This is a genomic window from Oceanobacillus oncorhynchi, assembly GCF_000821065.1.
Classification (GTDB): domain Bacteria; phylum Bacillota; class Bacilli; order Bacillales; family Amphibacillaceae; genus Oceanobacillus; species Oceanobacillus oncorhynchi.
On the sequence record NZ_CDGG01000001.1, the window covers coordinates 3,298,225 to 3,322,503 of the forward strand.

21 protein-coding genes are annotated in these 24,279 nt (G+C 39.5%); 18 read left to right on the forward strand and 3 right to left on the reverse strand.

All coding sequences use genetic code 11. The features are described 5' to 3' along the window. Positions 1 to 94: 94 nt before the first annotated feature. Positions 95 to 1,138 (reverse strand): alcohol dehydrogenase catalytic domain-containing protein, encoded by a 1,044-nt coding sequence (locus BN997_RS15780; RefSeq protein ID WP_052485048.1) that lies wholly within the window; start codon positions 1,136 to 1,138, stop codon positions 95 to 97. Positions 1,139 to 1,150: 12 nt separating this feature from the next. Next, complete coding sequence (locus tag BN997_RS15785) at positions 1,151 to 2,806, reverse strand: glycerol-3-phosphate dehydrogenase/oxidase (protein WP_042533636.1); 1,656 nt, start codon at positions 2,804 to 2,806, stop codon at positions 1,151 to 1,153. Between the two features lie 341 nt (positions 2,807 to 3,147). Here BN997_RS15785 and BN997_RS15790 point away from each other — a divergent pair, with 341 nt between their 5' ends. The 10 genes from BN997_RS15790 (at position 3,148) to lpdA (ending at position 13,127) form a co-directional block, all read left to right on the forward strand. Further along, positions 3,148 to 4,095 (forward strand): sugar-binding transcriptional regulator, encoded by a 948-nt coding sequence (locus tag BN997_RS15790; protein ID WP_052485049.1) that lies wholly within the window; start codon positions 3,148 to 3,150, stop codon positions 4,093 to 4,095. A gap of 88 nt (positions 4,096 to 4,183) precedes the next feature. Further along, positions 4,184 to 4,582, forward strand: coding sequence for a transcriptional regulator GutM (locus tag BN997_RS15795; RefSeq protein WP_052485050.1), 399 nt, complete (start codon positions 4,184 to 4,186; stop codon positions 4,580 to 4,582). After that, complete coding sequence (gene srlA / locus BN997_RS15800) at positions 4,570 to 5,100, forward strand: PTS glucitol/sorbitol transporter subunit IIC (protein ID WP_042533638.1); 531 nt, start codon at positions 4,570 to 4,572, stop codon at positions 5,098 to 5,100. Before BN997_RS15795 ends, srlA begins: the two co-directional genes overlap by 13 nt. Positions 5,101 to 5,129: 29 nt before the next feature. Beyond that, on the forward strand, positions 5,130 to 6,182 hold the full coding sequence (srlE, locus tag BN997_RS15805; RefSeq protein WP_042533639.1) for a PTS glucitol/sorbitol transporter subunit IIB: 1,053 nt from the start codon (positions 5,130 to 5,132) through the stop codon (positions 6,180 to 6,182). 135 nt (positions 6,183 to 6,317) lie between these two features. After that, positions 6,318 to 6,683, forward strand: coding sequence for a PTS glucitol/sorbitol transporter subunit IIA (locus BN997_RS15810; protein ID WP_042533640.1), 366 nt, complete (start codon positions 6,318 to 6,320; stop codon positions 6,681 to 6,683). A 26-nt stretch (positions 6,684 to 6,709) separates the two neighbouring features. After that, positions 6,710 to 7,999: an NAD(P)H-dependent oxidoreductase gene (locus tag BN997_RS15815; RefSeq protein ID WP_042533641.1), complete on the forward strand. Its 1,290-nt coding sequence runs from the start codon at positions 6,710 to 6,712 to the stop codon at positions 7,997 to 7,999. Positions 8,000 to 8,105: 106 nt separating this feature from the next. Beyond that, positions 8,106 to 9,086, forward strand: coding sequence for a thiamine pyrophosphate-dependent dehydrogenase E1 component subunit alpha (locus BN997_RS15820; protein WP_042533642.1), 981 nt, complete (start codon positions 8,106 to 8,108; stop codon positions 9,084 to 9,086). A 303-nt stretch (positions 9,087 to 9,389) separates the two neighbouring features. Beyond that, complete coding sequence (locus BN997_RS15825; protein WP_042533643.1) at positions 9,390 to 10,373, forward strand: alpha-ketoacid dehydrogenase subunit beta; 984 nt, start codon at positions 9,390 to 9,392, stop codon at positions 10,371 to 10,373. A 15-nt stretch (positions 10,374 to 10,388) separates the two neighbouring features. After that, positions 10,389 to 11,741: a dihydrolipoamide acetyltransferase family protein gene (locus BN997_RS15830; RefSeq protein ID WP_042533644.1), complete on the forward strand. Its 1,353-nt coding sequence runs from the start codon at positions 10,389 to 10,391 to the stop codon at positions 11,739 to 11,741. Between the two features lie 12 nt (positions 11,742 to 11,753). Next, entirely contained in the window at positions 11,754 to 13,127 is a 1,374-nt protein-coding gene (gene lpdA / locus BN997_RS15835) for a dihydrolipoyl dehydrogenase (protein WP_042533645.1), read from the forward strand. A gap of 234 nt (positions 13,128 to 13,361) precedes the next feature. Here lpdA and BN997_RS15840 read toward each other — a convergent pair whose 3' ends face one another. Then, complete coding sequence (locus tag BN997_RS15840) at positions 13,362 to 14,939, reverse strand: PTS sugar transporter (protein ID WP_042533646.1); 1,578 nt, start codon at positions 14,937 to 14,939, stop codon at positions 13,362 to 13,364. 398 nt (positions 14,940 to 15,337) lie between these two features. On the opposite strand from BN997_RS15840, the gene BN997_RS15845 reads away from it, so the two are divergent. The 8 genes from BN997_RS15845 to BN997_RS15880 all read left to right on the forward strand — a co-directional run bounded on the left by BN997_RS15845 (position 15,338) and on the right by BN997_RS15880 (position 24,270). Next, on the forward strand, positions 15,338 to 16,165 hold the full coding sequence (locus BN997_RS15845) for a mechanosensitive ion channel family protein (protein WP_042533647.1): 828 nt from the start codon (positions 15,338 to 15,340) through the stop codon (positions 16,163 to 16,165). 399 nt (positions 16,166 to 16,564) lie between these two features. After that, positions 16,565 to 17,854 (forward strand): globin-coupled sensor protein, encoded by a 1,290-nt coding sequence (locus BN997_RS15850; protein ID WP_052485051.1) that lies wholly within the window; start codon positions 16,565 to 16,567, stop codon positions 17,852 to 17,854. A 62-nt stretch (positions 17,855 to 17,916) separates the two neighbouring features. Continuing rightward, positions 17,917 to 18,744, forward strand: a complete 828-nt coding sequence (locus BN997_RS15855; protein WP_042533648.1) for an alpha/beta hydrolase — start codon at positions 17,917 to 17,919, stop codon at positions 18,742 to 18,744. A gap of 236 nt (positions 18,745 to 18,980) precedes the next feature. Further along, positions 18,981 to 20,150, forward strand: coding sequence for an ATP-grasp domain-containing protein (locus tag BN997_RS15860; RefSeq protein WP_042533649.1), 1,170 nt, complete (start codon positions 18,981 to 18,983; stop codon positions 20,148 to 20,150). A 17-nt stretch (positions 20,151 to 20,167) separates the two neighbouring features. Then, positions 20,168 to 20,908, forward strand: coding sequence for an esterase family protein (locus tag BN997_RS15865; protein ID WP_042533650.1), 741 nt, complete (start codon positions 20,168 to 20,170; stop codon positions 20,906 to 20,908). Positions 20,909 to 21,022: 114 nt separating this feature from the next. Beyond that, entirely contained in the window at positions 21,023 to 21,874 is an 852-nt protein-coding gene (locus BN997_RS15870) for a metallophosphoesterase (protein WP_042533651.1), read from the forward strand. 152 nt (positions 21,875 to 22,026) lie between these two features. Beyond that, on the forward strand, positions 22,027 to 23,760 hold the full coding sequence (locus BN997_RS15875; RefSeq protein ID WP_042533652.1) for a class I adenylate-forming enzyme family protein: 1,734 nt from the start codon (positions 22,027 to 22,029) through the stop codon (positions 23,758 to 23,760). 36 nt (positions 23,761 to 23,796) lie between these two features. Then, on the forward strand, positions 23,797 to 24,270 hold the full coding sequence (locus tag BN997_RS15880) for an acyl-CoA thioesterase (RefSeq protein ID WP_042533653.1): 474 nt from the start codon (positions 23,797 to 23,799) through the stop codon (positions 24,268 to 24,270). Positions 24,271 to 24,279: the final 9 nt, after the last annotated feature.

The window sequence follows — 24,279 nt, forward strand, 5'->3', positions numbered from 1 at the left end:
ATCCAATTAAAAAAGTGACTTCCTACTTGCCTTAGTAGAAAGTCACTTTTTCTGTTTTTACTGGGTTTTGTCCCAGCCTCGTTTAAAATTTTTATTATTTCCAAGGGGTTACTACGCATTTCAAACCGTTTTTATCAAGAGCGGTTTGAAACGCTTTTTTTGTATTCTGCAAAGAGAATACATCTGTGACAAATGGAGTGAAATCAATTAGTTCTTCATCAATCCATTTCACTGCTTCTACATGTAAATCACGCGGAGCTCCGTGTGTACCAACAACAGTTAATTGTTTATAGATAAAATGATTTGTATTAATTGAAGTTTCAGTAACCTTCTTATTTCCTGAGAAATATAATACTCTTCCTTTTTTTCGTACAATTTCCAAAGCCTCATTTTGAACATAAGCAGAGGGAGCAGTTACAATGGCAACATCAGCACCTAATCCACCTGATGCATCAAGAATGGTTTGCAATGTATTATCCTTAGTTGGGTCGATAACTATATCAGCGCCGATTTGCTTAGCAAGCTCTTGCCTTGCTTTGGAACGCTGTACAGCAATAACTTTCCCGGCGCCCATTTTTTTAGCTGCAGCAATATACATACACCCAATTGCGCCTGCTCCATAGACAACGACTGCATCACCGGCATTGATCTTTACTTCAGTCAGCCCGCTAAGCACACAGGCGAATGGTTCAGAAAGGCTCGCTAATTCATATGATGTAGTATCTGCAATGCGCTGGATAGATCCATATTCAATAAAGTTTCGCGGCAGCACCATATATTGAGCAAAGCCGCCATCGATTTGGTAGCCAATAGATTCTCCTTTTACACAAAAGTGGCTGTCATTTTTTTGGCAATAGTAGCATTCGCCACAAGGGAGATGTGCCCAAAGTGTGACGCGGTCTCCTAATTGAAATGATGAAACATATTTTCCTTTTTGGATGATTTCTCCTGCTATTTCATGTCCGATAATTCTAGGAAAACTTACCCGGCTGTCCCCGTTTTGGAAGATTCGTAAATCGGACCCGCAAACTCCAGTGGCATGAACCTTTAATAATATTTCATGGTCATCGATATCAGGAATCTCCTTTTCCTGATATTCGAGCTTTTCTTTACCAGTTAATGCGACTGCCTGCATCATATTTGGTTCCCCCTAATCTTCTTTGAAATGGAGTGCTTTTTTGATTTGGTATTGCATTTGACGGATTTCTTGTTCTTTAACGGCGTCGTTCCACTGAAGAATATCAGCAATCTCTTTAGTAACTATTTCTAATGTTTCTTTAACAAGCTCTAAATCAAATAATAAATAGCTTGTACGACGATCATAGAAATCAGTTAATGTTGAAACCATTTCATGCTCGATTGTATAACGAAGTTCTCCTAAAATGTTCCTGTGTACGTGTTTTAGTTGCTGCCCGTTATAGCTATCTATTGTCTGCAGTAATTTTTCAGTGTTTGATCCATAACGCAATACATAGTTAGTGATGTTCTGCTGTGAAATTTCTAAATGACTATATCGTCCATGAATCCGATCCGCATACTCATAAAGTTCTTTAATATTGTTAAATTGTGATCCGGATAGTTTTAAATTTGCTGTTTTAGTTGTAGGAAGATTTAATTTGTGTTTTTTATCGATATAAGTTAGAATGCGATCTGCCATTTTACGATAACCAGTCAATTTTCCGCCAGCAATGGTAACAACACCAGAATTTGATTCGAAAATTTCATCATGACGAGATAATTCGGAAGGTTTTTTTCCGCTCTCGCCAATAAGCGGCCGAATTCCTGCCCAACTGGATGATATATCCTGAACCTGTAATTTTACATTTGGAAACATATCCTTTAAGCAGCCTAATAAATATTGAACTTCGCTAAGATGCACATGTATATCATCCATATCTTTATTGTACAGTGATTCTGTTGAACCGACATACGTACGGTTTCCTACTGGAATAACGGCTATCATTCTTCCGTTATGTTGAAAATAAACAGAGGATTTCACTGGTAATTTATCATAAGGAAATACAATATGAATTCCTTTCGCAAGAACCATATGCTTCCCGGTTATTTTCTCATCCTTCTTACGAACTTCATCAACCCAGGGGCCAGCAGCATTTACAATGTGTTTAGCATAAACAGTGAATGTCTGGTTAGCACAGTGGTCTCTTCCTACGATTCCTTTAACCATGTTATTTTCATCTTTTAGGAATTCGGTCATTTCGGCATAATTTAAAATTACAGCGCCTTTTTCTTGTGCTGTTTTTGCTACTTCCAGTGTTAAACGGCTGTCGTCTGTTCTATATTCAATATAACATCCGCTTCCTTGAACGATCTTTTTGTTAAAAAGGGGTTCGTTTTGAAGCGTTTTCTTTTTTCCGTATAGGCTATGGCGTTCCTCTTTTTTTACACCGGCAAGTTTGTCATAAAGGGTGAGTCCGGCTTTTAAAGTTACTAAATTATAAGACTCTTTTTTTATCAAAGGAAAATTCATAGTAATCGGGTAAACGAGATGAAGGGCATTATTATAAACAATATCGCGTTCTGATCCAGTTTCTTTTACAACAGGAAAATCAAAGTTCTGTAAATATTTTAAACCTCCATGGATTAATTTTCCTGAGCGGCTGCTTGTTCCTGATGCGAAGTCATAACGTTCTATTAAAGCTACTTTTAGTCCTCTTGTGATAGCATCTAGGGCAATTCCGCTTCCTGTGATTCCTCCGCCAATAATCAATAAATCGAATTGTTGTTCTTCTAATTGGTGAAGGGTGCTGTCACGATGAAGTGTAGAAAAAGAATGATTATGAGACATGTCGAATCCTCCTATATTTTACAAATGTTCAAAAACAAAAATTTTGTAATTTTATAATGAGTATATAATTTGGGGAGTAACAAGTCAATAATCTAGATGGTTAAAAACCTTTATTCATGTTTGTTTATAATGGCGAGATGATTCACACAATTGGAAAATAGCTGTAGTTATACATCAATACACCAAGGATAAAGAGCTGCAAAATGGTGTTTTGCTTCTTTGTAAAGAATAAGTGTCCGCAAAATTTCAGCACAGTGAAATTTCTTCAAATTTGAATGCGTTTGCATAAAATCTGAAGAAATATGATATAATCGTGTTACATTTGTAAGGGGGTTGAAATTATGAATATTGAAGAAAGAAGATTAATGACAAAAGTAGTCAAACTGTATTATTTAGAAGGTTGGACACAAACGGAAATTGCAAAAAAAATTAACAAATCCAGGCCAATTGTCTCTAAACTTCTGAAGCAGGCAAAAGAAAAACAAATAGTTGAAATATACTTGAAGGATAGTACTGTACATACGGTTCAACTAGAGAGAGAACTGGAGCAAAAATATAATTTGAAAGAAGCAATTGTGATTGAATCCGCACATAGCGGCCCAGAATTAATTATGCGCAAACTTGGGGTAGTGACAGCGAGATATATTGAAAAAAAACTGGATCAAATAAATACAATTGGTATTTCATGGGGAACTTCTGTATATGCAGTTGTCGAAGCTTTTCAATATCAAGCAAATAAACCCGTTCATCTTATTCCGCTGATTGGCGGTATTGGACAGAACTATATTGGTTACCATACCAATTCACTGCTTTTTGAGCTTGCTCAGAAGTTAAATTCAACTTCTTCCTATCTGTATGCTCCAGCAGTTGTCGAAAGTGAAGAGTTAAGGAATCATATTGTACGTTCTAAAGATGTGAAAGAAGTTCTTACTAAAGGAAAACAAGTTGATATAGCGATCGTAGGTATTGGGAATCCAGGAATACAAAACACGATGACAGAAATGGGTTATTTATTGGAAGAAGATCAGCAAAGTCTTTTGAATGCTGGGGCCATTGGTGATATCAATTCAAATTTCTTTAATAAAGATGGTGAACTCGTTGACCACCCATTAAATAATCGCACAGTAGGAGTTAAGTTGGAAGATATTAAAAATATTTCAGAAGTAATTACAATTGTAAGAGGAGATTACAAATTATTCCCGTTGCATGTTGCACTTGAAAATAACTTTATCACTACATTAGTTATTGATAGTGATACCGCAGAGAAACTTTTGAAAAAATACAAATAAATGTTGACAAAGTTTTGAAAGCGTTTTATTATTCTATTTACAAACGTAAATTAATATTACATTTGTAAATATAAGAGGGGGATAAGTTATGTGGGGAACTTTCATTTTAATTTTTGCCTTTGTGTGGGGAGTACAGTTTCTAATGACACAACTGCAAGTAAAGCATTATCGTTCAAACATAAAGAGCTTTACCAATCGAAAGTCAGGTTTTTTAGGAACAGGTTATTTTAAAAAAAGGTTTGGAACAGGGGCGTTGGTTTTATTAGTATCTGATGAAAATTTGCAGGTAGTTGAAGCAAAAATAATGAAAGGGATTACCGTTTTTGCTCGCTTTAAAGATAGAAAAGAATTAATCGGCAAGGATTTATTTGAAGTTGAAAATATGGAGATTCTCGATGCTAAAGAGAAAAATGCCGTTCAAGGAGCAGTCAAAATGATTGAAAAAGAGTTTGAGAAGAAAGGGGAGAAAGCAGCATGGATTTCTTAATCAGTATTGCAGAAGGATTTATTGGAATGTTTGAAGAAGGCGGAGAAACTTTCATGGGGCTAGTAACGGGTATTATTCCAATGCTCGTTGTATTAATTACAGCAGTAAATGCTTTAATCAAATTTATTGGGGAAGACAGAGTAAATAGTTTTGCACAAAAGTGTACAAAATATTTTGTTTTACGATATACTGTTTTTCCGTTTTTAGCCGTTTTTTTCCTTACTAATCCAATGTGCTATACATTTGGACGTTTTTTACCGGAGAGACAGAAACCAGCTTTCTATGATTCAGCTGTTTCATTTGTCCATCCAATAACCGGGCTTTTCCCACATGCAAACCCGGCAGAATTATTTGTATATATGGGAGTAGCAGCTGGAATTACAGAACTGGGTTTATCATTAGGGCCGTTAGCTTTAAGATTTCTGTTGGTCGGAATTGTCGTTATGTTGATTAGAGGAGTTGTAACAGAGATGATTACAGCCCGTATGTTAAAAAATAAGCAAGACAGCGCAGCGTAATAGTTGAACAATTATGGGAGGGATAGAGAGTGAGTGAATTTAAAGCGGTAAAAGTTCATAAAGGACCTTCTGGATGGGGTGGTCCATTAGTAATTCAGCCTAGTGAAGAACAAAAATATATTATTTCTGTAACTGGCGGGGGAATCCATGAAGTTGCACAAGCTTTAGCAGAACAAACGGGAGCTATTGCGATAGATGGTTTTGAAAAGTCTGTACCGAAAGAAGAAATAGCAGCGGCAGTTATTAATTGCGGTGGAACGGCGAGAAGCGGGGTATATCCGCGAATGGGAGTAAAGACAATTAACACATTTAGTAATTCGCCATCCGGGCCATTAATGAAGTTTATTAATGAAGGTAATTTCGTATCAGGAGTAGAGAGTCAAAGTCAATTTGAAAGTGTGGATGCATCTGGAGAAGCAGTTACAACGGCAAAAGTTGAGAATGATGATGCACCAGATTTAATGGATAAAAAGGTTGCCCAACAGGTAAAAGAAGAAGCAAAATCAAAAGTAGCTGAATCTAAGAACGGTAATGGAAAGAAAAAGAATCCGATAATGAGATTTATTGAGATCCTGGGAAATAAAGTGGGGAATGTCGTAAGTGTCTTCTTCCAATCAGGACGAGATACAATTGAAACGGTTATTAAAAATATCTTGCCGTTTATGGCTTTTGTAAGCGCATTAATGGGTATCATCACATTTACAGGAATCGGTGATATGATTGCTAATTTAGTTGCTCCGTTAGCAACAAGTCTTATTGGAATGCTAATCCTGTCATTTATCGCTGCCATTCCAGTAATATCTCCATTACTCGCACCGGGCGCAGTAATTGCTCAGGTTGTCGGAGTACTCATTGGTGTGGAAATCGCAAATGGTAATATACCTCCACAAATGGCATTACCGGCATTGTTTGCTATTAATCCGCAAGTTGGTACAGATTTTGTGCCAGTTGGATTAACGCTTGGGGAAGCAGAAGCAGAAACGGTTGAGGTTGGAGTTCCGGCAGTATTATTCTCTAGATTAATTACTGGACCAATAGCAGTAGTTATTGCTTATCTTGCTAGTTTTGGACTTTACAGTTAATTAACTCGAGATTTTTTACAAATGTAAATATGTATAACATTTGTAAAAAGGTGAGATGTCATGTATAGTAGATTTATAAAATAAAGATTATTAGAAATTCTTACAGAAAATTTTGTGCGTTGAAGGGTGATTTAGATGAGTCAATTACAATTAGATTTAAATGTAACTGAAGTTGGGGAAGATGTAGAGCTGATGAAAGAGGAAGGTATATTGATTTTATTTAATAATACCGTGCCAGAAGATTTGAAAACGATTGCTGTTATTCACGATGGCGCATTTCATCAAGACATTAAGTCTGGCGATAACATGATAATCAACGGTGAACTTTTCCGTATCCTTCATGTTGGAGATAAAGCAAATGAAACGTTGTCACAGCTAGGCCATGCCACATTTAATTTTGAAGGTGAAACGGAATATGATATGCCGGGTACGGTTTATCTGGAAAAAAAAGAAATTCCTCATATAGAGACAGGTTCTACAATTTCATTTCACAGATTATAAATTAGTCATAGAAGGAGTGCGTGTCCATGTTAAATTTAAATAGAAAACTTGAAAAATTACAAAACGAAGGATCTTATATCAAAGTTGGTCTTGTAGGCGCCGGACAAATGGGAAGAGGGATGATTTCACAAATTGAGGGTATGAAAGGGATGCGGGTAGTAATTACTTCCGATTTAGCAGTAGAGAATGTGACAAATGCTTATAAACATGCTGGAATCGATGCTGCCAGTATTCAAGAAACAAATGATAAAGAGGCAGCGTCTAAAGCGGTTCAGGAAGATAAAGTAGTTGCTACAAAAGATATGAAACTTGTAACCTCTCTCCCTGAAGTAGACGTTGTAGTAGATGCTACGGGTATTCCAAATGTAGGAGCAGAAATTGCCTGGGATTCTATTTTAAATAATAAACATATTATTATGTTAAATGTTGAAGCGGATGTTACGGTCGGACCGCTGCTCAAAAAAATGGCGGATTCTGCCGGCGTCGTATATACAGGATCTGCAGGGGATGAGCCTGGAGCAATTATGGAATTATATGATTTTGCGGATGCGATGGGATTTGAAATTGTAGCACTCGGAAAAGGGAAAAATAATCCGTTAAATTTAGAAGCGAATCCGACAACGGCGGAAGCAGAGGCTAAAGAAAAAGGGTCATCCCCTAAAATGCTTGCATCCTTCCAAGATGGAACAAAAACAATGGTTGAGATGAATGCTGTTGCAAATGCAACTGGATTTTCACCAGATAAGCCCGGAATGCACGGTTTTGAAGCCTCTGTTCAAGAATTGCCAAAAGTCTTTCTTGAAAAGGACAAAGGCGGAGAGGTAAATGGAAAAAGAATTGTAGAGTTTATCAACGGAATCGCACCAGGCGTATTTGCCATCATTGCTTCTGATAAAGAAGAAGTTAATGCAGAAATGCAATATTTAAAAATGGGAGATGGACCAAATTATGTGTTATATCGTCCATATCATTTAACTAGTTTAGAAACGCCATTATCCATTGCTAAAGCATATATTGATCATGAGGCAACGATTGCTCCTTATTATGGATTACAGGCAGAAACGGTTACAGTAGCTAAAAAAGATTTGAAGGAAGGGGAGCATCTGGATTATATCGGCGGCTATACCGTTTATGGACATATTTTAAAAGCTGAAGAAGCTAAAGAACAAAAAGCTCTTCCGCTAGGGTTGGTTGATAGAAATGTTGTATCGAAGAAAGATATTAAAAAAGGTGAGATTATTACCTATGATGCCGTAGAACAAACAGAAGAATCTACTATTTGGAAGCTTCGTTCTATTCAAGATAGAGAGTTTTAATAAACTGGGGTTAATCAGGATGTGTTTTGCGCTTTAGCAAGGCATATTCATTTACACACATTTTTACATTTGTGCCTAATAAGAACAAAAGGAAAGGATGAAATTTATGTCAAAATTAAACGTTCCAGATAAGATTACAAATGAAAAACTGGTAGAACTCTATAAACAAATGTGGACAATCCGTTTTTTCGAAGAGAAAGTAGATCAATTCTTTGCAAAAGGTAAAATCCATGGAACAACGCACTTAGCAGTAGGACAAGAAGCAAGCGCTGCAGGCGTATGCGCTTTACTAGAGAAAGAAGATAAAATTACCAGCACGCATCGCGGGCATGGTCATTGCATCGCTAAAGGAGCTACGCCGGATAAAATGATGGCAGAGTTATTCGGCAGAACAACAGGCTATTGTAAGGGAAAAGGCGGATCCATGCATATTGCAGATGTAGAAATGGGTAATCTTGGTGCAAACGGTATCGTTGGCGGAGGGATTCCATTAGCTGTCGGCTCGGCATTAACAGCATCGATGAAAAAGTTAAATTATGTAACTGTCTGCTTTTTTGGGGATGGCGCTACGAATGAAGGAAGTTTTCATGAAGCAGTGAACCTTGCTGCAGTTTGGAATTTGCCAGTTATCTTTGTTTGCGAAAACAACCAATACGGCATGTCTGGCCCTGTGAAGGAAATGGTGAAGATAGAGGATATTGCAACAAGAGCAAAATCCTATGGCATCCCTGGAGTGGTAGCTGACGGAAATGACCTTATTGAAATGATGAATGTCACAAATGATGCGCTTGAGCGTGCTAAAAACGGGGAAGGACCAACCTTAATTGAAGCAAAAACCTATCGTTGGAAGGGTCACTCGAAAAGTGATGCTAAAAAGTATCGTACCCGTGATGAAGAAACAGAATGGAAAGAAAAAGATCCAATCAAACGACTTAAGGAACTGTTAATCAGTGAATCTATTATCACGGAAGAACAGGCGGAATCACTGCGAAAAGATGCTTTAAAAGAAATTGAAGACGCAGTTGCTTTTGCTGAAGAGGGCCCGATGCCTACGAAGGGTGATTTATTAACGGATGTATTTGCTTAAAGTGAACGTTCAAAAAGTCCTCAAATGATAAGCGGCAGGAAAAGGAGCTTCTACTAAGAACGCCCACGTCGTGTGGGCAACGTAGAAGCCACCGCATCCTGCGGAAGTGCGTTGACGTGTTTTTTCCGATACTCACGTATCTATACACATAGGGGAACTTCTGTTAATACCGTCCACGTCCTGTGGACAACACAGAAGTCACCAGATCCTGTGGAAGTCCGTTCATAAAAAACACGTCGCCTTGAACTTCTTGCTTCTAATTTGATTACTTTTTGAACCTGTATTTAATAAGGAGGAAAGAAAATGAGAGAATTAACATATTTAGAAGCAGTTCGTGAAGCAATGAGCCAAGAGATGCGTCAAAATGAAGATGTTTTTATTCTTGGTGAAGATATAGGGGTATATGGAGGAGCTTTTGGAGTTACCCGGGGAATGATTGAAGAATTTGGTCCGGAGCGAATACGAAATACGCCAATCAGCGAATCTGGGATTGCCGGTGCGGCAGTTGGTGCAGCGTTGACTGGGATGCGCCCGATTTTAGAGCTGCAGTTTTCTGATTTTATTACGATTGCGATGGATCAAATGGTGAATCAGGCCGCGAAGATTCGTTATATGTATGGCGGAAAAGGAAAAGTTCCGATGGTTTTACGTACGCCAAGCGGATCAGGTACAGGAGCAGCTGCACAGCATTCGCAAAGTTTAGAGGCTTGGGTGGCTCATGTTCCTGGTTTGAAAGTTGTTCAGCCTTCTACAGCGCATGATGTAAAAGGACTATTAAAAGCAGCGATGGATGATGATAATCCGGTGATTTTTTATGAGCATAAATTACTTTATAAAACAAAAGGGGACGTACCGGAAGAGCAATACAGCATCCCGCTGGGAAAGGCAGATATTAAGCGGGAAGGAACAGATGTAACAATCGTAGCAACAGCTATTATGGTACACCGTGCTTTAGAAGCGGCTGAGGAGCTGGAGAAGGAAGGCATCAGTGCAGAAGTTGTTGATCCGCGCACATTAGTACCGCTGGATACAGAAACAATTATTCAATCTGTTTCCAAAACATCTCGTTTAGTTGTTGTCCATGAAGCGGTAAAAAGAGGCGGTTACGGTGCAGAGATTGCCAGTATGATTGCAGAGAGTGAAGCATTTGATTATTTAGATGCGCCGATTAAACGATTGGGCGGTGCCTCTTCGCCGATTCCATATAACCCGGAATTAGAGAAAATGCATGTGCCGCAGGTTCCAGATATTATCCAGGCAGTGAAGGAAACATTAAATAAAGCATAGAAAGGAGGGATTCAGGTGGCTAAAGAAATATTTATGCCTAAGCTAAGCAGTACGATGGAAGTGGGCACCCTGCTTCAATGGTTTAAAGAAGAGGGAGATTCTGTTGAAATGGGGGAGCCCCTATTCGAAATTATGACGGATAAAATCAATATTGAAGTTGAGTCATATGAAGAGGGCATACTGCTAAAGAAATATTTTAAAGTGGATGATGAGGTCGAAGTAAATGCTTGTATTGGTTATATAGGAGAAGCAGGAGAAAAAGTTCCTGATAATCCGCCGGCAGCTTCCGAAGAATCTGAATCAGTAGAAAATGTCCAGGAAGAAGCATCTGCTGAGGGACAGGAGCAAACAGTTAGTACCGATTCTGATCAAGAAGAAAATAAGGACGGAAAAGTCAGAGCGACTCCTGCTGCCAGACGAATTTCCCGCGAGAATGATCTTTCCTTATCCGCTATTTCCGGCTCTGGTCCAAATGGAAGGGTACATCAACAGGATGTCGAAGCAGCTCTTGTCGCAGGTGTGATAGCTGTGACGCCGTTGGCAGAGAAAATAGCAGCTGACCATGGAATTGATTTAAATCAAATTACGGGTACAGGGGCGCGCGGAAAAATTGAAAAGCAGGATGTACTTTCTTATCTGGAAAAAGCAGATGAAATTTCAAAAGAAACGGAATCTGAGCCAGCAGAACGTATAAAGCTCAAAGGACTTCGTAAAGCGGTTGCTGACAAAATGGTACAAAGCGTTCAATCCATCCCGCATGTAACCTTGACAAGCGACGTGGATATGACGAATGTTATTGACCTGCGTAAATCATTGCTTCCTGTGATTGAAAAAGATACGGGATACCGGTTATCCTTTACCGAAGTGATTATAAAAGCAACTGCCAATGCACTTATGAAGCATCCAAAATTAAATGCCTCTTTAATTGGTGATGAAATTGTGATGAACAATGAAGTCAATATCGGACTGGCAGTTGCTGTAGATAATGGATTGATTGTGCCTTCTATTAAAAATGTAAATCAAAAAGGTCTGGCTGCGTTAACTCAAACTAGTAAAGAACTGGGCAAGAAGGCAAGAGAAAATAAACTAAAACCGGATGAAATGCGCGGAAGTACCTTTACCATCAGTAACTTGGGAATGTATGCCATTGATGCCTTCACTCCTATTATTAATGGACCGGAAACAGCGATTTTAGGTGTTGGAAGAATTGTTGAAAAGCCTGTTGTTGTAGATGGAGAACTGACAGCTCGTCCAATGATGGTGCTTAGTCTGTCCTTTGATCACCGTGCAATTGATGGTGCACCAGCTGCAGCATTCTTAACGGACTTGAAGGCGAATCTTGAAAATCCATACAGTTTATTAGTTTAAGGGGCGGAGTAAATGACAAAATTTGATGTAGCGATAGTTGGCGGCGGTCCCGGAGGATATGTATCGGCAATCCGAGCTGCAAAGCTGGGCTTGTCTGTTGCGCTGGTAGAAGGAAGAGACCTGGGTGGAACTTGTTTAAATCGTGGCTGTATTCCTTCTAAAACATTATTAAAAAATGCAGAAGTGATCAATCAAATAAAAGATGCGAAAAAGTTTGGAATCCAGGTTGATTCATATTCATTGGAATTAAAAACAATGATTAATAGAAAGAATCAGGTTATTCAGCAGCTACAAAACGGGATTAACAGTCTATTAAAAGCGAATAAAATAAAGCTATATTCTGGTTATGGAACAGTGGATAATCAAAAAATAATTACGGTTGATACCGGAGAGAAAACAGAAAAGCTGGAAGCGGAATCTATTATTCTGGCAAACGGCTCCAAGCCTTTTGTTCCTAACCTTCCGGGGCTTAATGAAGTTCCTTATTATACAAGTGATACGATATTCGATATAGAAGAGGTCCCGGAGCATTTAGTTATTGTCGGCGGCGGGGTCATTGGATTGGAAATCGCCTGCATTTTTCAAAGCTTAGGAACGAAAGTAGAAATTGTGGAAATGGCAGATCGTATCATTCCTGCAGAAGACAAGGAAGCAGCTGATTATCTAGCAAATGAGCTGAAAAGAAAAGGGATAGGCATGCATACCAGTGCAAAGGTGCTGGAATTGAAGAAGGATAAGAAAACGGTGGTCAAATTAGAAAAGGACGGAAAAGAAACGAGTCTGGAAACAGATAGTGTCCTTGTTTCTGTGGGACGCGAACCTAATTTGACCGGATTGAATGACCTTTCTATTAACTATGAAGGCAAATTTGTCAAAGTGGATAAATCGATGCAGACCAATGTAAAAGGGATTTATGCTATCGGAGACTTAATTGGCGGATACCAGCTTGCACATGCAGCGAGTGAAGAAGGAATTCGTGCAGTCAGTCATATTTTAGGTGAAACACATCCAAAAGATTTCATTATGCCACGCTGTATTTATACATTTCCTGAGATTGCAAGTGTTGGGATGACAGAAGAGCAGGCGAAAGCAGCGGGCTATCAGGTGAAAGCTCAAAAAGTAGACTTAGCCGCTAATGGAAAAGGAATAGCTTCTGCCGAAAACAGCGGATTTATGAAAATTATCTCCGAAGAAAAGTATGGTGAAATCCTCGGTGTGGTGCTTGCTGGCGCCCATGTGACGGAAATGATCAGTCAGGCAACTTCTTTCATGTACTTAGAAGGGACGGTAGAAGAGTTGGAGGATATGATTTTTCCGCATCCAACCTTAGCGGAGGGAATGTTTGAAGCAGCTGCAAAATGGCTGGATAAAGGGATTCATTATTAAAAAAAGAAAAGTGCTGTATATTCCATTTGTAGTCGTAATTTCATGTAGTATAGCAGCACGATTTCAACAGGATATACCATGCCTTTATAAGAGTTGATTTAAAATACAGTTGGTAACTAAACCGATCCGAAGAGCTGGATATATTTCCAGCTCTTCGGATCGGTCTTTTATTTTCGTAATGCGTTTGATTTCCCTTCTAGTCATCGTTCTAACTATACTGTTTGTTTTCAATTGTTAAGCATTTACGCCCTTATCTACAATATCCACTTTTTTTCTCTTATTTGCAATCAATGTAATCGCAAAAGATAATATAAAAGCTGCAAGCATGGCGATGATAAATCCGTATGGATTATCAGATAAAAATGGTGTGGTGAATGTTGGAACGTAGGCGGTCCCGCGAACGTCGAACAGGCCGACTAGGGCGCCGCCGACTCCGGCAGATAAAATGGCACCGGCGAATACGATTTTATTTGAGAACATGAACGGATAGGCTGCTTCCACAAATGTTCCGAATCCCATATTGATCAAGAATCCTGGGGTTGCAGCAGCTGCTTCTCCTTTTTCCCTTGGAGCAACGATGTTTGCTAAGTTGATTCCAGCAGATACCATAACTAAACCAACCATATCAATGGCTCCTAAGAAGCTTACGCCTGTTTTTTCCATTTCTAATAATACGATTGGCAAAATAGCTGCATGGTATATCCCGCCTAAAATGGCCGGCCAAATAAGCAGACCGCCTAGTAACCCCGCTAAAATAGGGTTATATGCAATGGCTGCCTCGATTGCAATTTTAATTCCATCCCCGATGAACAATGCGATCGGCGCGAATAAAAAGTAGACTAATAGCCCTGCGGATAAACCGGCTAGGCCTCCAGTGACGATATTTACGGTTGTCATCGGAAATTTCCAGCTGATGCATTTTTGAAAGAAATAATGTACGAAAACTCCTGCTAAAATACCACCAATGAGACCGCCAATAATACCGCCATTAACGGATAATACACCAGCTACAACCCCGGCTACAATTGATACCTCGTCTAAATTAGACACTTGTTTGGCGGCAATTGCAGCGATAATAATCGGAAGTGCTCCAATCATTATATCAAAAATATCTTCTAGACCACTGAATATCGGAATCTTACTTAACGCAAGAACAAGTGCCATCGCAATAAAACCAGGCAATGCAGAAACCATGATACCGCGAATATTCATATTTTTCCAAATGCTTCCGCTGTTTTCCGCATTCATTTTACTCGTGGTTCCAATAATTGGTTTATATGTTACATCCCAATATTTTGCAAGGGAGCTAATGAAAGAAATTGCTCGCGTTCGGTTCGTTGTACCAGTTGTTCCTGATTTAGCAATAACATTCGCACCTTGTGCGCTGATGGTTGCCATGGACGTTCCGCCTGTTCCGACGATCGGTATGTTCCTTTGAATGGCTGCGTTAATGACATTTTGATTGGCGCACTTTGGATCCGCACTCATGACGATTAACCCATCCACTGTTTGATTAAGTATAAGCGCAGCTATCTGCTCGTCTGTCTGTTTTGCTTGTTCGTTTATTTGTTCTAATGTATTTGGAGGGCTTTGTGTAACTTGCCCTTCTTCATCTAGACTAAAAAGGCTTGTTTTCGAGCTTGCTTTTGCTTGGTCCATGGAAACGTCAGAAGCAATAAATTGAACGGCAGCGATGTTAAAATCTGCAGCACTGCATTGGTTTTCAATTTCGTCTAATAATTTCCTTGGATTTTTTCCTCCTAAATTGTACAGGTTGCCGCCGGAGCTACCTATGATAGCTATAGTTTTCAAGATTATTCCCCCAGTAGAAAATTTCAATAAACAGGTTTTTAACACATTAGTATTTTAACATACTAAAGCGATAAAGTCTTTAAAGATTTAAAAGAAAGTGATTTGAGCGGCTAGGGAATAGATTTCTAAGATTCTGTTTAACAGATATCTTCATATTAAATGTTTTGTATTTGTTGAAATGAAATTTAACGCAGTGTAACTGGCTGGGGCTGGGGCTGCGATTACTCGCCCCACCGAAGAACTGTTGTGCGTCGAAAAATCCCCACTGAAGGAAGTTTCACTTTATCGAATGCTGTTTTTGTTGATTGAATGATTTCATCGAATTTTGTCTTATTTTACTTTAGATTCCTCTTTTGATATAATCATCAATCATTGAGAGCAGTAAAGGAGAAGATGAAATGGATTGGATAGAAAATATAAATTGGGAGCAGCTTCTATTAGATACTGGATTTATTCTTTTAAAATTGATTGGAACGCTTATTGTATTTTATATTGTACGTGCTATTGGAAAGCGATTTATTCGGAATTCCTTTTCCAAAGCACAAGTGAAGAAAAAAATGTCGGCAGGCAGAACGAAAACGCTGCAGTCTTTAACCATTAGTACGTTTTCTTACGCTTTACTATTTGTTACGCTAGTGGTTGTTCTTGGTATTTTTGATATTAATGCCACTGGTTTAGTTGCCGGGGCTGGTGTGGTAGGACTGGCTATTGGCTTTGGTGCGCAAGGATTAGTCAGTGATGTAGTTACAGGCTTTTTCTTACTGCTGGAGAAGCAGGTGGATGTTGGTGATTATGTAACAGCTGCCGGATATGATGGGGTTGTAGAAGATGTCGGGCTCAGAACAATGCAAATTCGCAGCTTTGATGGCACGTTAAACTATGTACCTAATCGGGAAGTTACCTCCCTAAGCAACCACACCCGCGGGAATATGCAGGCTTTAGTGGATATTGTCATTCCATATAGTGATAATATTGATGAAGCAGTTGGCATTATTCAAACCGTTTGTGATGAAATGAAAGAAATGAATTCTAAAATCGTAGAAGGGCCCAATGTAATTGGTGTCCAAACGTTTGATACAGCTGCGGTAACTTTACGGGTTATTGCTAAGACAGAAATGATGGAGCAATGGGCAATAGAACGTGATTTACGAAAAGCGATTAAAGAAGCGCTTGATGCAAATCAGGACGATCCTGAAAAAACATATGCCGAACAGCCTCAGGGATAGGTGAAGACATAAAAATACATTTAGTAAGAAGAATAATGTTATTTTGAAACAAAAAGGCTTTCGATCAATCGATGCCTTTTTTGTTTGATTTTATTTAAAAGGGGGATAAAAGATGAAACAGGAGTGGTCTGGTGATTATAAGGAATAATCGCTATTTATTTTCTTAATAAAAGAAATAATCTTAATTTTATAATAGGACTTTTGAATCAACTTTATTTCTGAAGCAGATGTTTTTTATTTAGAGAGTCATAGATGCACGCACATCCTGTATAATAGTGTCATGATAAAGATACATATACAATTTTCTTTTACTAAGAAATAGAAAACAAACAAAATTTTGATTGCTGAGCAGGTAAGAAATAATGAGCATTTGCAAAATAAGCTTTAGGAGTGAGTTGGTTGAGAAGTATTTTTCGTAAAGATGAGAGAGAAGAGAGTTTATTGGAAAGCAGTAAAGAAGTAACTGTGGTTTTAGAGAAGCTGCAGCAAACCGATTTAGCGTTACAGCTGAAAATATCCAGGTTAACAAAGCAGGATTTGGCTGTTGCCAGATTATTGAAGCCGGTGATTCAAGAAAATATTGATATTATTATCGATGCTTTCTATGCTAATTTGGCACTTTCTCCAGAGTTAATGGATATTATCGAAGACAACAGTTCGGTCAGCCGATTAAAACAAACATTGGCAACACACGTTATAGAAATGTTTTCCGGAGAAATTAATCAAGCATTTATTGACAAGCGCCGGAGGATTGCCCAGGTGCATGTACATATTGGTTTGCAGCCTAAATGGTATATCGCTTCCTTTCAAGAGCTGTTCTTTCAAATATCCAAGCTAGTATCAGATACATATCAGGACAAAGAAAACTTTTTGTATGCGATACAGGTGGTAAATAAGCTGTTGAATTTCGAGCAGCAGATCGTCTTAGAAGCATATGAAGCAGATATTGAAGAGAAAAGAGCTGTGATGGATGAAAAGAATCAAAACCTGATTACTTCCATGAGAGAAACAGCTGAGAACTTGAGCTTCTTGTCTTCGGAAACGAATCAGTCTGTGATAAAAATGGTAGATCAAGCAAATCGAATCAATCAAATATCCAAGCAAGGGGAAGAAATTGCTGCCGCCACAAGTGAATCAGCACAGCAGGGGATGGAGCAGACACAGACAACGAATGCAGGCATGTCCCATTTGGATAAGCATATGGCACTTGTCGTAGAAAGGTTGGAACAATTAACGGGCAGTGCCGAAAAAATCAAATCGGTGATTTCTATTGTAGAGTCGATTGCGGGGCAGACAAATTTATTAGCTCTAAATGCGTCTATCGAAGCAGCAAGAGTTGGTGAGCAAGGAAAAGGCTTTGCTGTGGTAGCGGATGAGGTGCGTAAACTTGCGGAGCAATCAGCGAAAGCTGTTGCTGAAGTAAGCGATTTGATCCTGGAGACAAACGAACAGGTTGCAAATAGCCGGGAAGCGATTAGAGAAACACAGGAAGAAGTAACATCCGTCCGTGAACAAACAGCGAAAACAGCAGAAATATTAAGGAAGGTTTCGGAATCTATGGCCCGTATTTCGCAAAACAGCAGTCAGATTCAACAATCATTGGAAGAAAATCAGCACAGTATCAGTGAAGTAGAATCTTCCATGGGTGAGATTGAGAATTACTCTCTGAAATTTAATGAAATGGAATGATAGTTTGTTATTACCGCAATTTTAAAAACGCTTAAAGAATCTTGACGGAATGAGGAATATACATGAGACAATCCTATTTTTATTTAAAGCTGGAATCCCACGAGCTGCCAATGGCTTATAAAAAAGAGAACCGTCGTGTGCGGGTATTATTGCCAAAGGATTATGGGAAAGAAAAGGATCGGCATTATCCTGTTGTGTATATGCATGACGGGCAAAATGTTTTTTACAGCAGTGAAGCCTACAGCGGTTATTCATGGAAGGTGATTCCGGCAATAAAACGGAATCCGGATTTGCCCAAAATGATTATTGTCGGGATTGATAATGGCGAAAGAGACCGCATTAATGAATATACACCATGGAAAATAACGGAAAGCCCGCTCCCGGAGGATATTGAATTGGGAGGAAGAGGCGCTGAATTTGCTGAATTTATTATGACAGTAGTAAAGCCTTTTATCGATGAACATTATCGAACTAAACCAGATAAATACCATACGGCAATGATTGGCAGCTCCCTTGGCGGAAATATTTCTGCTTTTATGGGAATTGAATATAAGGATCAAATCGGCGGCCTGGGGATTTTTTCGCTTGCTAACTGGATTACTAACAAAGCATTTGACCATTATATGGAAAGAGAAACGTTAGATCCGGAACAGCGTGTGTATGTCCAAGTCGGGACAGAGGAGGGTGACGACGCGGACCGGCAATTAATGTATGGTAATATGAAGCAGGCGTATATCGACTGTTCGCTAAAGTATTATAAACAGCTGGTCAAAGGCGGTATTCCTATCGACCATATCGATTTAAATATTTTTTCGGATGAGGAGCATAATGAGGAAGCCTGGTCAAAGCATCTTCCGGAATGTTTTCGATTCTTAGGTGCAAATTGGTGATAGAGATAGCTGTTTAAAAATTGATAGAATCCGTCGGAAATCATTGTGAGTTTGAGTTGGTTCATGGTTGATTAACTTCATCAAATTGGATGAAACGGCGGTTTCTTTCGAGTATTTTTTTATTATCTAATCTTATTTGACAATTTTCTAAAAATTATATTGATTTTAAATTAAAAAAATGGTATTTTAACAGGTAATCTAATGATTTTTACCTAGGTAACGAAAGGAGAAATAATATGAATTATATCCTAATTTCACCATATTATCCCAAGAATTTTCAGACTTTTGCGCATCGTTTAAAAAGTGCAGGCGTTCAAGTATTTGGAATTGGGGAAGAGCTTTATGATCAATTAGGTTCAGAATTACAAAAATCGTTAAGCGAATATTATCGGGTCAATAGTTTAGAAAATGTTGATGAAGTAAAGCGTGCTGTAGCGTTTTTGTTTTTTAAGCATGGCCCGATTGACCGAATTGAGTCTAATAATGAACACTGGTTAGAGCTTGATGCGCAGCTTCGTGAACAATTTAATGTGTATGGGAATAAAACAGCTGACTTGAAAAAGGTAAAGTTTAAATCGGAAATGAAAAAGCTGTTTAAAAAAGCTGGTGTGCCAGTGGTAGAGGGCTATGTCGTAAAAAATAAAGAGGATTTGTCGAAAGCTGTGGAAAAATTAGGGCTTCCTGTAATTGCGAAGCCGGATAGTGGTGTCGGCTCGGCTGCGACCTTTAAATTGAGTTCAGATGAAGATATACGTCATTTTGAAGCGGAATTGCAGGAAACAACCGTTTATTTCCTGGAGCCTTATGTGGAAGGCGGAAAGCTGTGTACGTTTGATGGCCTGACGGATCAAAATGGAGATATTGCTTTTCAGACAAGTTTTACATATAATGTGCCGACATTAGAGCTCGTTCAGGGGCAGCTGGATCTATTCTATGTTATTCAGAAGGAAATTGATCCGAAGCTTGAAGCATACGGGAAAGCGATTGTGAAAATCTTTGGCATGAAGGAACGTTTTTTTCATATTGAGTTTTTCCAATTAGAAAATGGAGATTACGTGGCGCTGGAGTATAATAACCGTCTGGCTGGCGGCTACACCATTGATATGTATAACTATGCTTACTCGATTGATTTATTTGCACAGTATGCTTCTTTGGTAACAGGAAGCGGATTTAAGAAGCCGGATGTTCCGAATCAATATTGTATTGGAGTTACCCAGCGGGACGCCTATCAATACCAAAACAATACCAAAGCAATCCGTGATAAATTCGGAGACAGGGTAAAGTTTGCTGAGCGTATGCCGGAAGCATTTGCCCATCTGCAGGGAAATCAATTTTATGCAATCAATGCGGATACGGAAGAAGAGGTTAATGAAATTACTCGTTTTGTACATGAACGAAAAAAATAGAGACAGGGGATTTGACAATGCAGATGGAACAGTTAAGCCATTGGAGCGGAGAATTAGGAAGGGAGATGCCATTAAACAGATATGGACACAGCGGTACACCAATTATTGTGTTTCCATCATCCGGCGGGTCACATTATGAATACTATGATTTTGGAATGATTGATGCGTGTCAGGAATTTATTGAAGCGGGAAAGGTGCAATTTTTCGCGTTAGCCAGCGTGGATAGCGAGAGCTGGCTGCATGATTCCAAGCCGCCGCATGACCGCGCATTAGCTCATGAGGCGTACGATCGTTATGTCATTTCAGAAGCAATTCCATTTATTCAACATAAAACAAACTGGTTCCATCCAATGATGACAACCGGCTGCAGCATGGGGGCTTATCATGCGCTCAACTTTTTCTTAAGGCACCCGGATGTTTTTCAGACGACGGTGGCCCTCAGCGGTATATACGATGCACGCTTCTTTTTCGGAGATTATGGAAATGACCCGCTTGTCTATGAAAATTCACCGAGTGATTATATCTGGAATCAGAATGATGGCTGGTTTATCGATCATTACCGTTCAGCCGATATTATTGTCTGTACCGGCCTTGGGGACTGGGAGCAGGATGGACTGCCTTCATTTTATACATTGAAAAAAGCGTTTGAAGAGAAGCAGATTCCTGCCTGGTTTGATGAATGGGGCGAAGATGTTTCCCATGATTGGATTTGGTGGCGGAAGCAAATGCCTTATTATCTGGAAAAATTGTTTTCCTAAAATGCTAAAACACTAGTACAATAAAAGTGCTGGTGTTTTTTAATGGGGAAAATTTGGTAGAGGGAGCAGTTATATGCTCCCTGCTGAAAAATAGATGGATAAAGAGGTTAAAAGATGAAACGAACTAAGAAAACCAAAAACAATTTAAAAAGAGGGATTATATTAAGCGTTCTCCTGCTGGCAATGCTTTCATTGCTGATTAAAGTATATTTTGATACAAACACTTTTAAGATTAATAGAGAGCAGTTTTCCAGTGTGAAGCTGGAGGCTGATAAGGAGCTATCTGTACTGCAAATAACGGATGTACATAGCCGGTTGTTTGGGGAAGATAATGAAAGGGTGCTCGAAAAGGCGAGAGAGCTGGATGCGGATATCATTGTGCTGACAGGAGATTTGATTGACCGGAAAACAGAAGATCTGGAGATAGCCTTTGAACTGGCAGAGGCTTTAGTACAGGTAAACCCGGATACCTATTTTGTCACTGGCAATCATGAGCATGAAAATCCGGAGAAAGAGGCTTTTTTGGCCGGATTAGAGAAGAGAGGAGTACGCATTCTAAGCAATGAACATACACAATTTGAAAAAGATGGCCAGCTGTTTAATATGGTTGGCGTGAATGACGTATCCACAAATCATGAAGATATGTCTTCGGCTTTTTCCAACGTAGATACGGATAAATATACCATTCTACTTTCTCATGCTCCCGCCGTTATTCAGAAATACCCGGAGGTTGATGCGGATATCGTGTTAAGCGGTCATACCCATGGCGGACAGGTAAGACTGCCGTTCATAGGGGCGCTTGTTGCTCCGGATGAGGGACTGCTGCCGGAATTACAGAAGGGCGTATATCCATTAGGCGATGCGCGTTATTTGTATATTGACAGCGGTCTGGGGACTTCTGCATTGCCAATACGATTTCTTAACCAGAGTCAGATCAGTTTGATTACGATTCAACCGGAACAATAGCATGAAAGAAGCAATGCCTGTTTTTTTACGAAGGTATTGCTTCTTTTTATGCTAAAAACCTGTCATTTAATTTACGGAATATATAGTGATATAATAGAAAACAAATCGCATTTACATAAAATAAAGACAGTTTAAGGGGGATTTTCTTTTTCATGGGCAATCAACAAGGGCTAAAGACAGCTAAAACGGTAAATGAAAGAAGAGAGGAGTTATTGGAGGCTTATCCTGTTTGGAATCGGGATACTATCGCTGCTCATTTTCAAAAAAGTGTGGAAGCTTATGCGGATCAAGCTTTCATGCATATTAACGGGATGACGTATACCTATCAAAATGTATGGGACCATGCTGTAGAAATAGCAAAAGCGCTTATACATAATGGAGTGAAAAGGCGCGATCATCTTGCTGTTTTACTGGATAATGATGCAGCCTATCCGTCTCTTATGATAGCTTCATCGATGGTCGGCTCTGTGTTCATTCCACTTAATTCCATGCTTTCGAAAGCGGAATTAACCTATATATTACGGCAGTCAGATACGAATCATTTAGTTGTGCATGAGACAGTGAAGGATAAGCAACACGCTCAAACAGTCGCAGCGTTATGGCAAACAAAAGAATTTCAAGATGCTTCACTGGAAAAAGTAATCTGTATGGAAACAGATGGAGATACGGAAATCTTGGATTCCTTTATTAAATGGGAGGATTTCCTGCACGCAGGCCAGGAGGTTTCTGATACAGAATGGAAACAGCGTTGGAATGCCTCCCTATATCCGGATGAAGCAGCTATTATTATGTACACTTCTGGTTCAACGGGAAGTCCTAAAGGGGTTATGCTGACACATGATATGCTGCTTCGCTGCGCGTTTAGTACATGCTACAGCCGGGCTATTGAGAAAGGCCGGATTACATTTGCTCCATTGCCATTTTATCACTGCTTTGCCATTGTAGAAGCGATACTGGCTATGTCTTTTGTTGGCGGTTCTTTCATTTCTGCGCTTGGAGCATCCCCGTTAAAATCACTGGAATTAATGGAAAAATATCGTGCGAATGATTACTTATGTGTTCCATCTACCCTGGTAAACTTATTAAATCATCCAAAGGTGTCAGAATTTGATTTGTCATCGCTTTTTGCGATGTGGTGCGGGGCTGCACCTGCTCCCGTTCCCGTATGGAAAAAAGCCATGGATACGCTGGGATTGACGGAAATGATTACCGGGTATGGGCAGACGGAGGTAAGCTCCTCGGGGCTGACAACAGAACTGGGGGATTCTTTAGAAATGATTTCGACAAGAGTAGGGCGTCCTAAATTAGCGGGTTCCAGCGGGCTTTCGGAGTTCCAAGGGCACGCAACAGAATATAAAACCATCAATCCGCAAAATGGAAAGGATTTAGAAGCGGGAGCTGTTGGGGAATTAACTGTCCGCGGTCCATCTGTGACAAGCGGATACTATAATAAGCCTGAAGAAACAGCGGCAGTTATTGACAAAGATGGCTGGCTGCGTACCGGCGATGTCGGAAGAATAGATGAAAATGGCTATGTACAGCTTTTAGGCCGCAGTAAAGAAATGTATAAGGTTTCCGGAGAGCTGGTTGCTCCAAGAGAAGTAGAGGCGGTTATTTCCGAACATCCAGCCGTTGCACAAGCGGGTGTGATAGGGGTTCCTGATTCGATGACAACAGAAATAGGGGCTGCGTTTATTGAAGTGTATGATGGAGAAGCTGTTACGAGAAAGGAAATCGTCCAGTGGTGTACAGATAAGCTAGCACGTTTTAAAATACCTAGATATGTCTGGGTTATATCAGCTTTTGATTGGCCGCTGACAAGCACTGGAAAAATTCAAAAATTTCGTTTGCAGGAAATGGCGGAGGAGAAGTTAAACCGCCCATAATAAGTAAGATAGAGAAACGTATAGGAGGAAATAGGAATGGCACAAGAATGGCATCAGCACCAAATGCGAGTGCAATACAAGGATACAGATCAAATGGGGGTTGTTCATCACGGGAACTATATTACCTGGTTTGAGGTAGCGCGGACAGAGTGGATGAGGCATTTTGATATGTCCTATCACGCGATTGAAGAAGAGGGGCTGCTTTTACCGGTATTGGACGTGAATGCTGTATATAAAAGCTCAGCAAGATTTGATGATTTGGTTGTATTGTTCACACGTATTGAGCAGTATTCCCCGATTCGGTTAGTTTTTGAATATGAAGCGAGAAGAATAACGGAAGAAGATTGGAAAGCTAACGGGTTGAATCATGCCACAGCGGATGAACCTTACGGGGAATTACTCACCACGGGAAAAACAACACATATGTGGGTGAATAAGGCGTGGAAACCGGTGAAGCTTCGAAAAACACATCCAGAACTGTATGAAAAAATACAGCGAATTGCTGACTAGAGGAATAGG

Excerpts from the sequence above, each read along its gene's own strand:
- BN997_RS15780 (WP_052485048.1), bottom strand. The coding sequence starts at position 1,138 with ATGATGCAGGCAGTCGCATTAACTGGTAAAGAAAAGCTCGAATATCAG.
- BN997_RS15785 (WP_042533636.1), bottom strand. The coding sequence starts at position 2,806 with ATGTCTCATAATCATTCTTTTTCTACACTTCATCGTGACAGCACCCTT.
- BN997_RS15790 (WP_052485049.1), top strand. The coding sequence starts at position 3,148 with ATGAATATTGAAGAAAGAAGATTAATGACAAAAGTAGTCAAACTGTAT.
- BN997_RS15795 (WP_052485050.1), top strand. The coding sequence starts at position 4,184 with ATGTGGGGAACTTTCATTTTAATTTTTGCCTTTGTGTGGGGAGTACAG.
- srlA (WP_042533638.1), top strand. The coding sequence starts at position 4,570 with ATGGATTTCTTAATCAGTATTGCAGAAGGATTTATTGGAATGTTTGAA.
- BN997_RS15810 (WP_042533640.1), top strand. The coding sequence starts at position 6,318 with ATGAGTCAATTACAATTAGATTTAAATGTAACTGAAGTTGGGGAAGAT.
- BN997_RS15815 (WP_042533641.1), top strand. The coding sequence starts at position 6,710 with ATGTTAAATTTAAATAGAAAACTTGAAAAATTACAAAACGAAGGATCT.
- BN997_RS15820 (WP_042533642.1), top strand. The coding sequence starts at position 8,106 with ATGTCAAAATTAAACGTTCCAGATAAGATTACAAATGAAAAACTGGTA.
- BN997_RS15825 (WP_042533643.1), top strand. The coding sequence starts at position 9,390 with ATGAGAGAATTAACATATTTAGAAGCAGTTCGTGAAGCAATGAGCCAA.
- lpdA (WP_042533645.1), top strand. The coding sequence starts at position 11,754 with ATGACAAAATTTGATGTAGCGATAGTTGGCGGCGGTCCCGGAGGATAT.
- BN997_RS15845 (WP_042533647.1), top strand. The coding sequence starts at position 15,338 with ATGGATTGGATAGAAAATATAAATTGGGAGCAGCTTCTATTAGATACT.
- BN997_RS15855 (WP_042533648.1), top strand. The coding sequence starts at position 17,917 with ATGAGACAATCCTATTTTTATTTAAAGCTGGAATCCCACGAGCTGCCA.
- BN997_RS15860 (WP_042533649.1), top strand. The coding sequence starts at position 18,981 with ATGAATTATATCCTAATTTCACCATATTATCCCAAGAATTTTCAGACT.
- BN997_RS15865 (WP_042533650.1), top strand. The coding sequence starts at position 20,168 with ATGCAGATGGAACAGTTAAGCCATTGGAGCGGAGAATTAGGAAGGGAG.
- BN997_RS15870 (WP_042533651.1), top strand. The coding sequence starts at position 21,023 with ATGAAACGAACTAAGAAAACCAAAAACAATTTAAAAAGAGGGATTATA.
- BN997_RS15875 (WP_042533652.1), top strand. The coding sequence starts at position 22,027 with ATGGGCAATCAACAAGGGCTAAAGACAGCTAAAACGGTAAATGAAAGA.
- BN997_RS15880 (WP_042533653.1), top strand. The coding sequence starts at position 23,797 with ATGGCACAAGAATGGCATCAGCACCAAATGCGAGTGCAATACAAGGAT.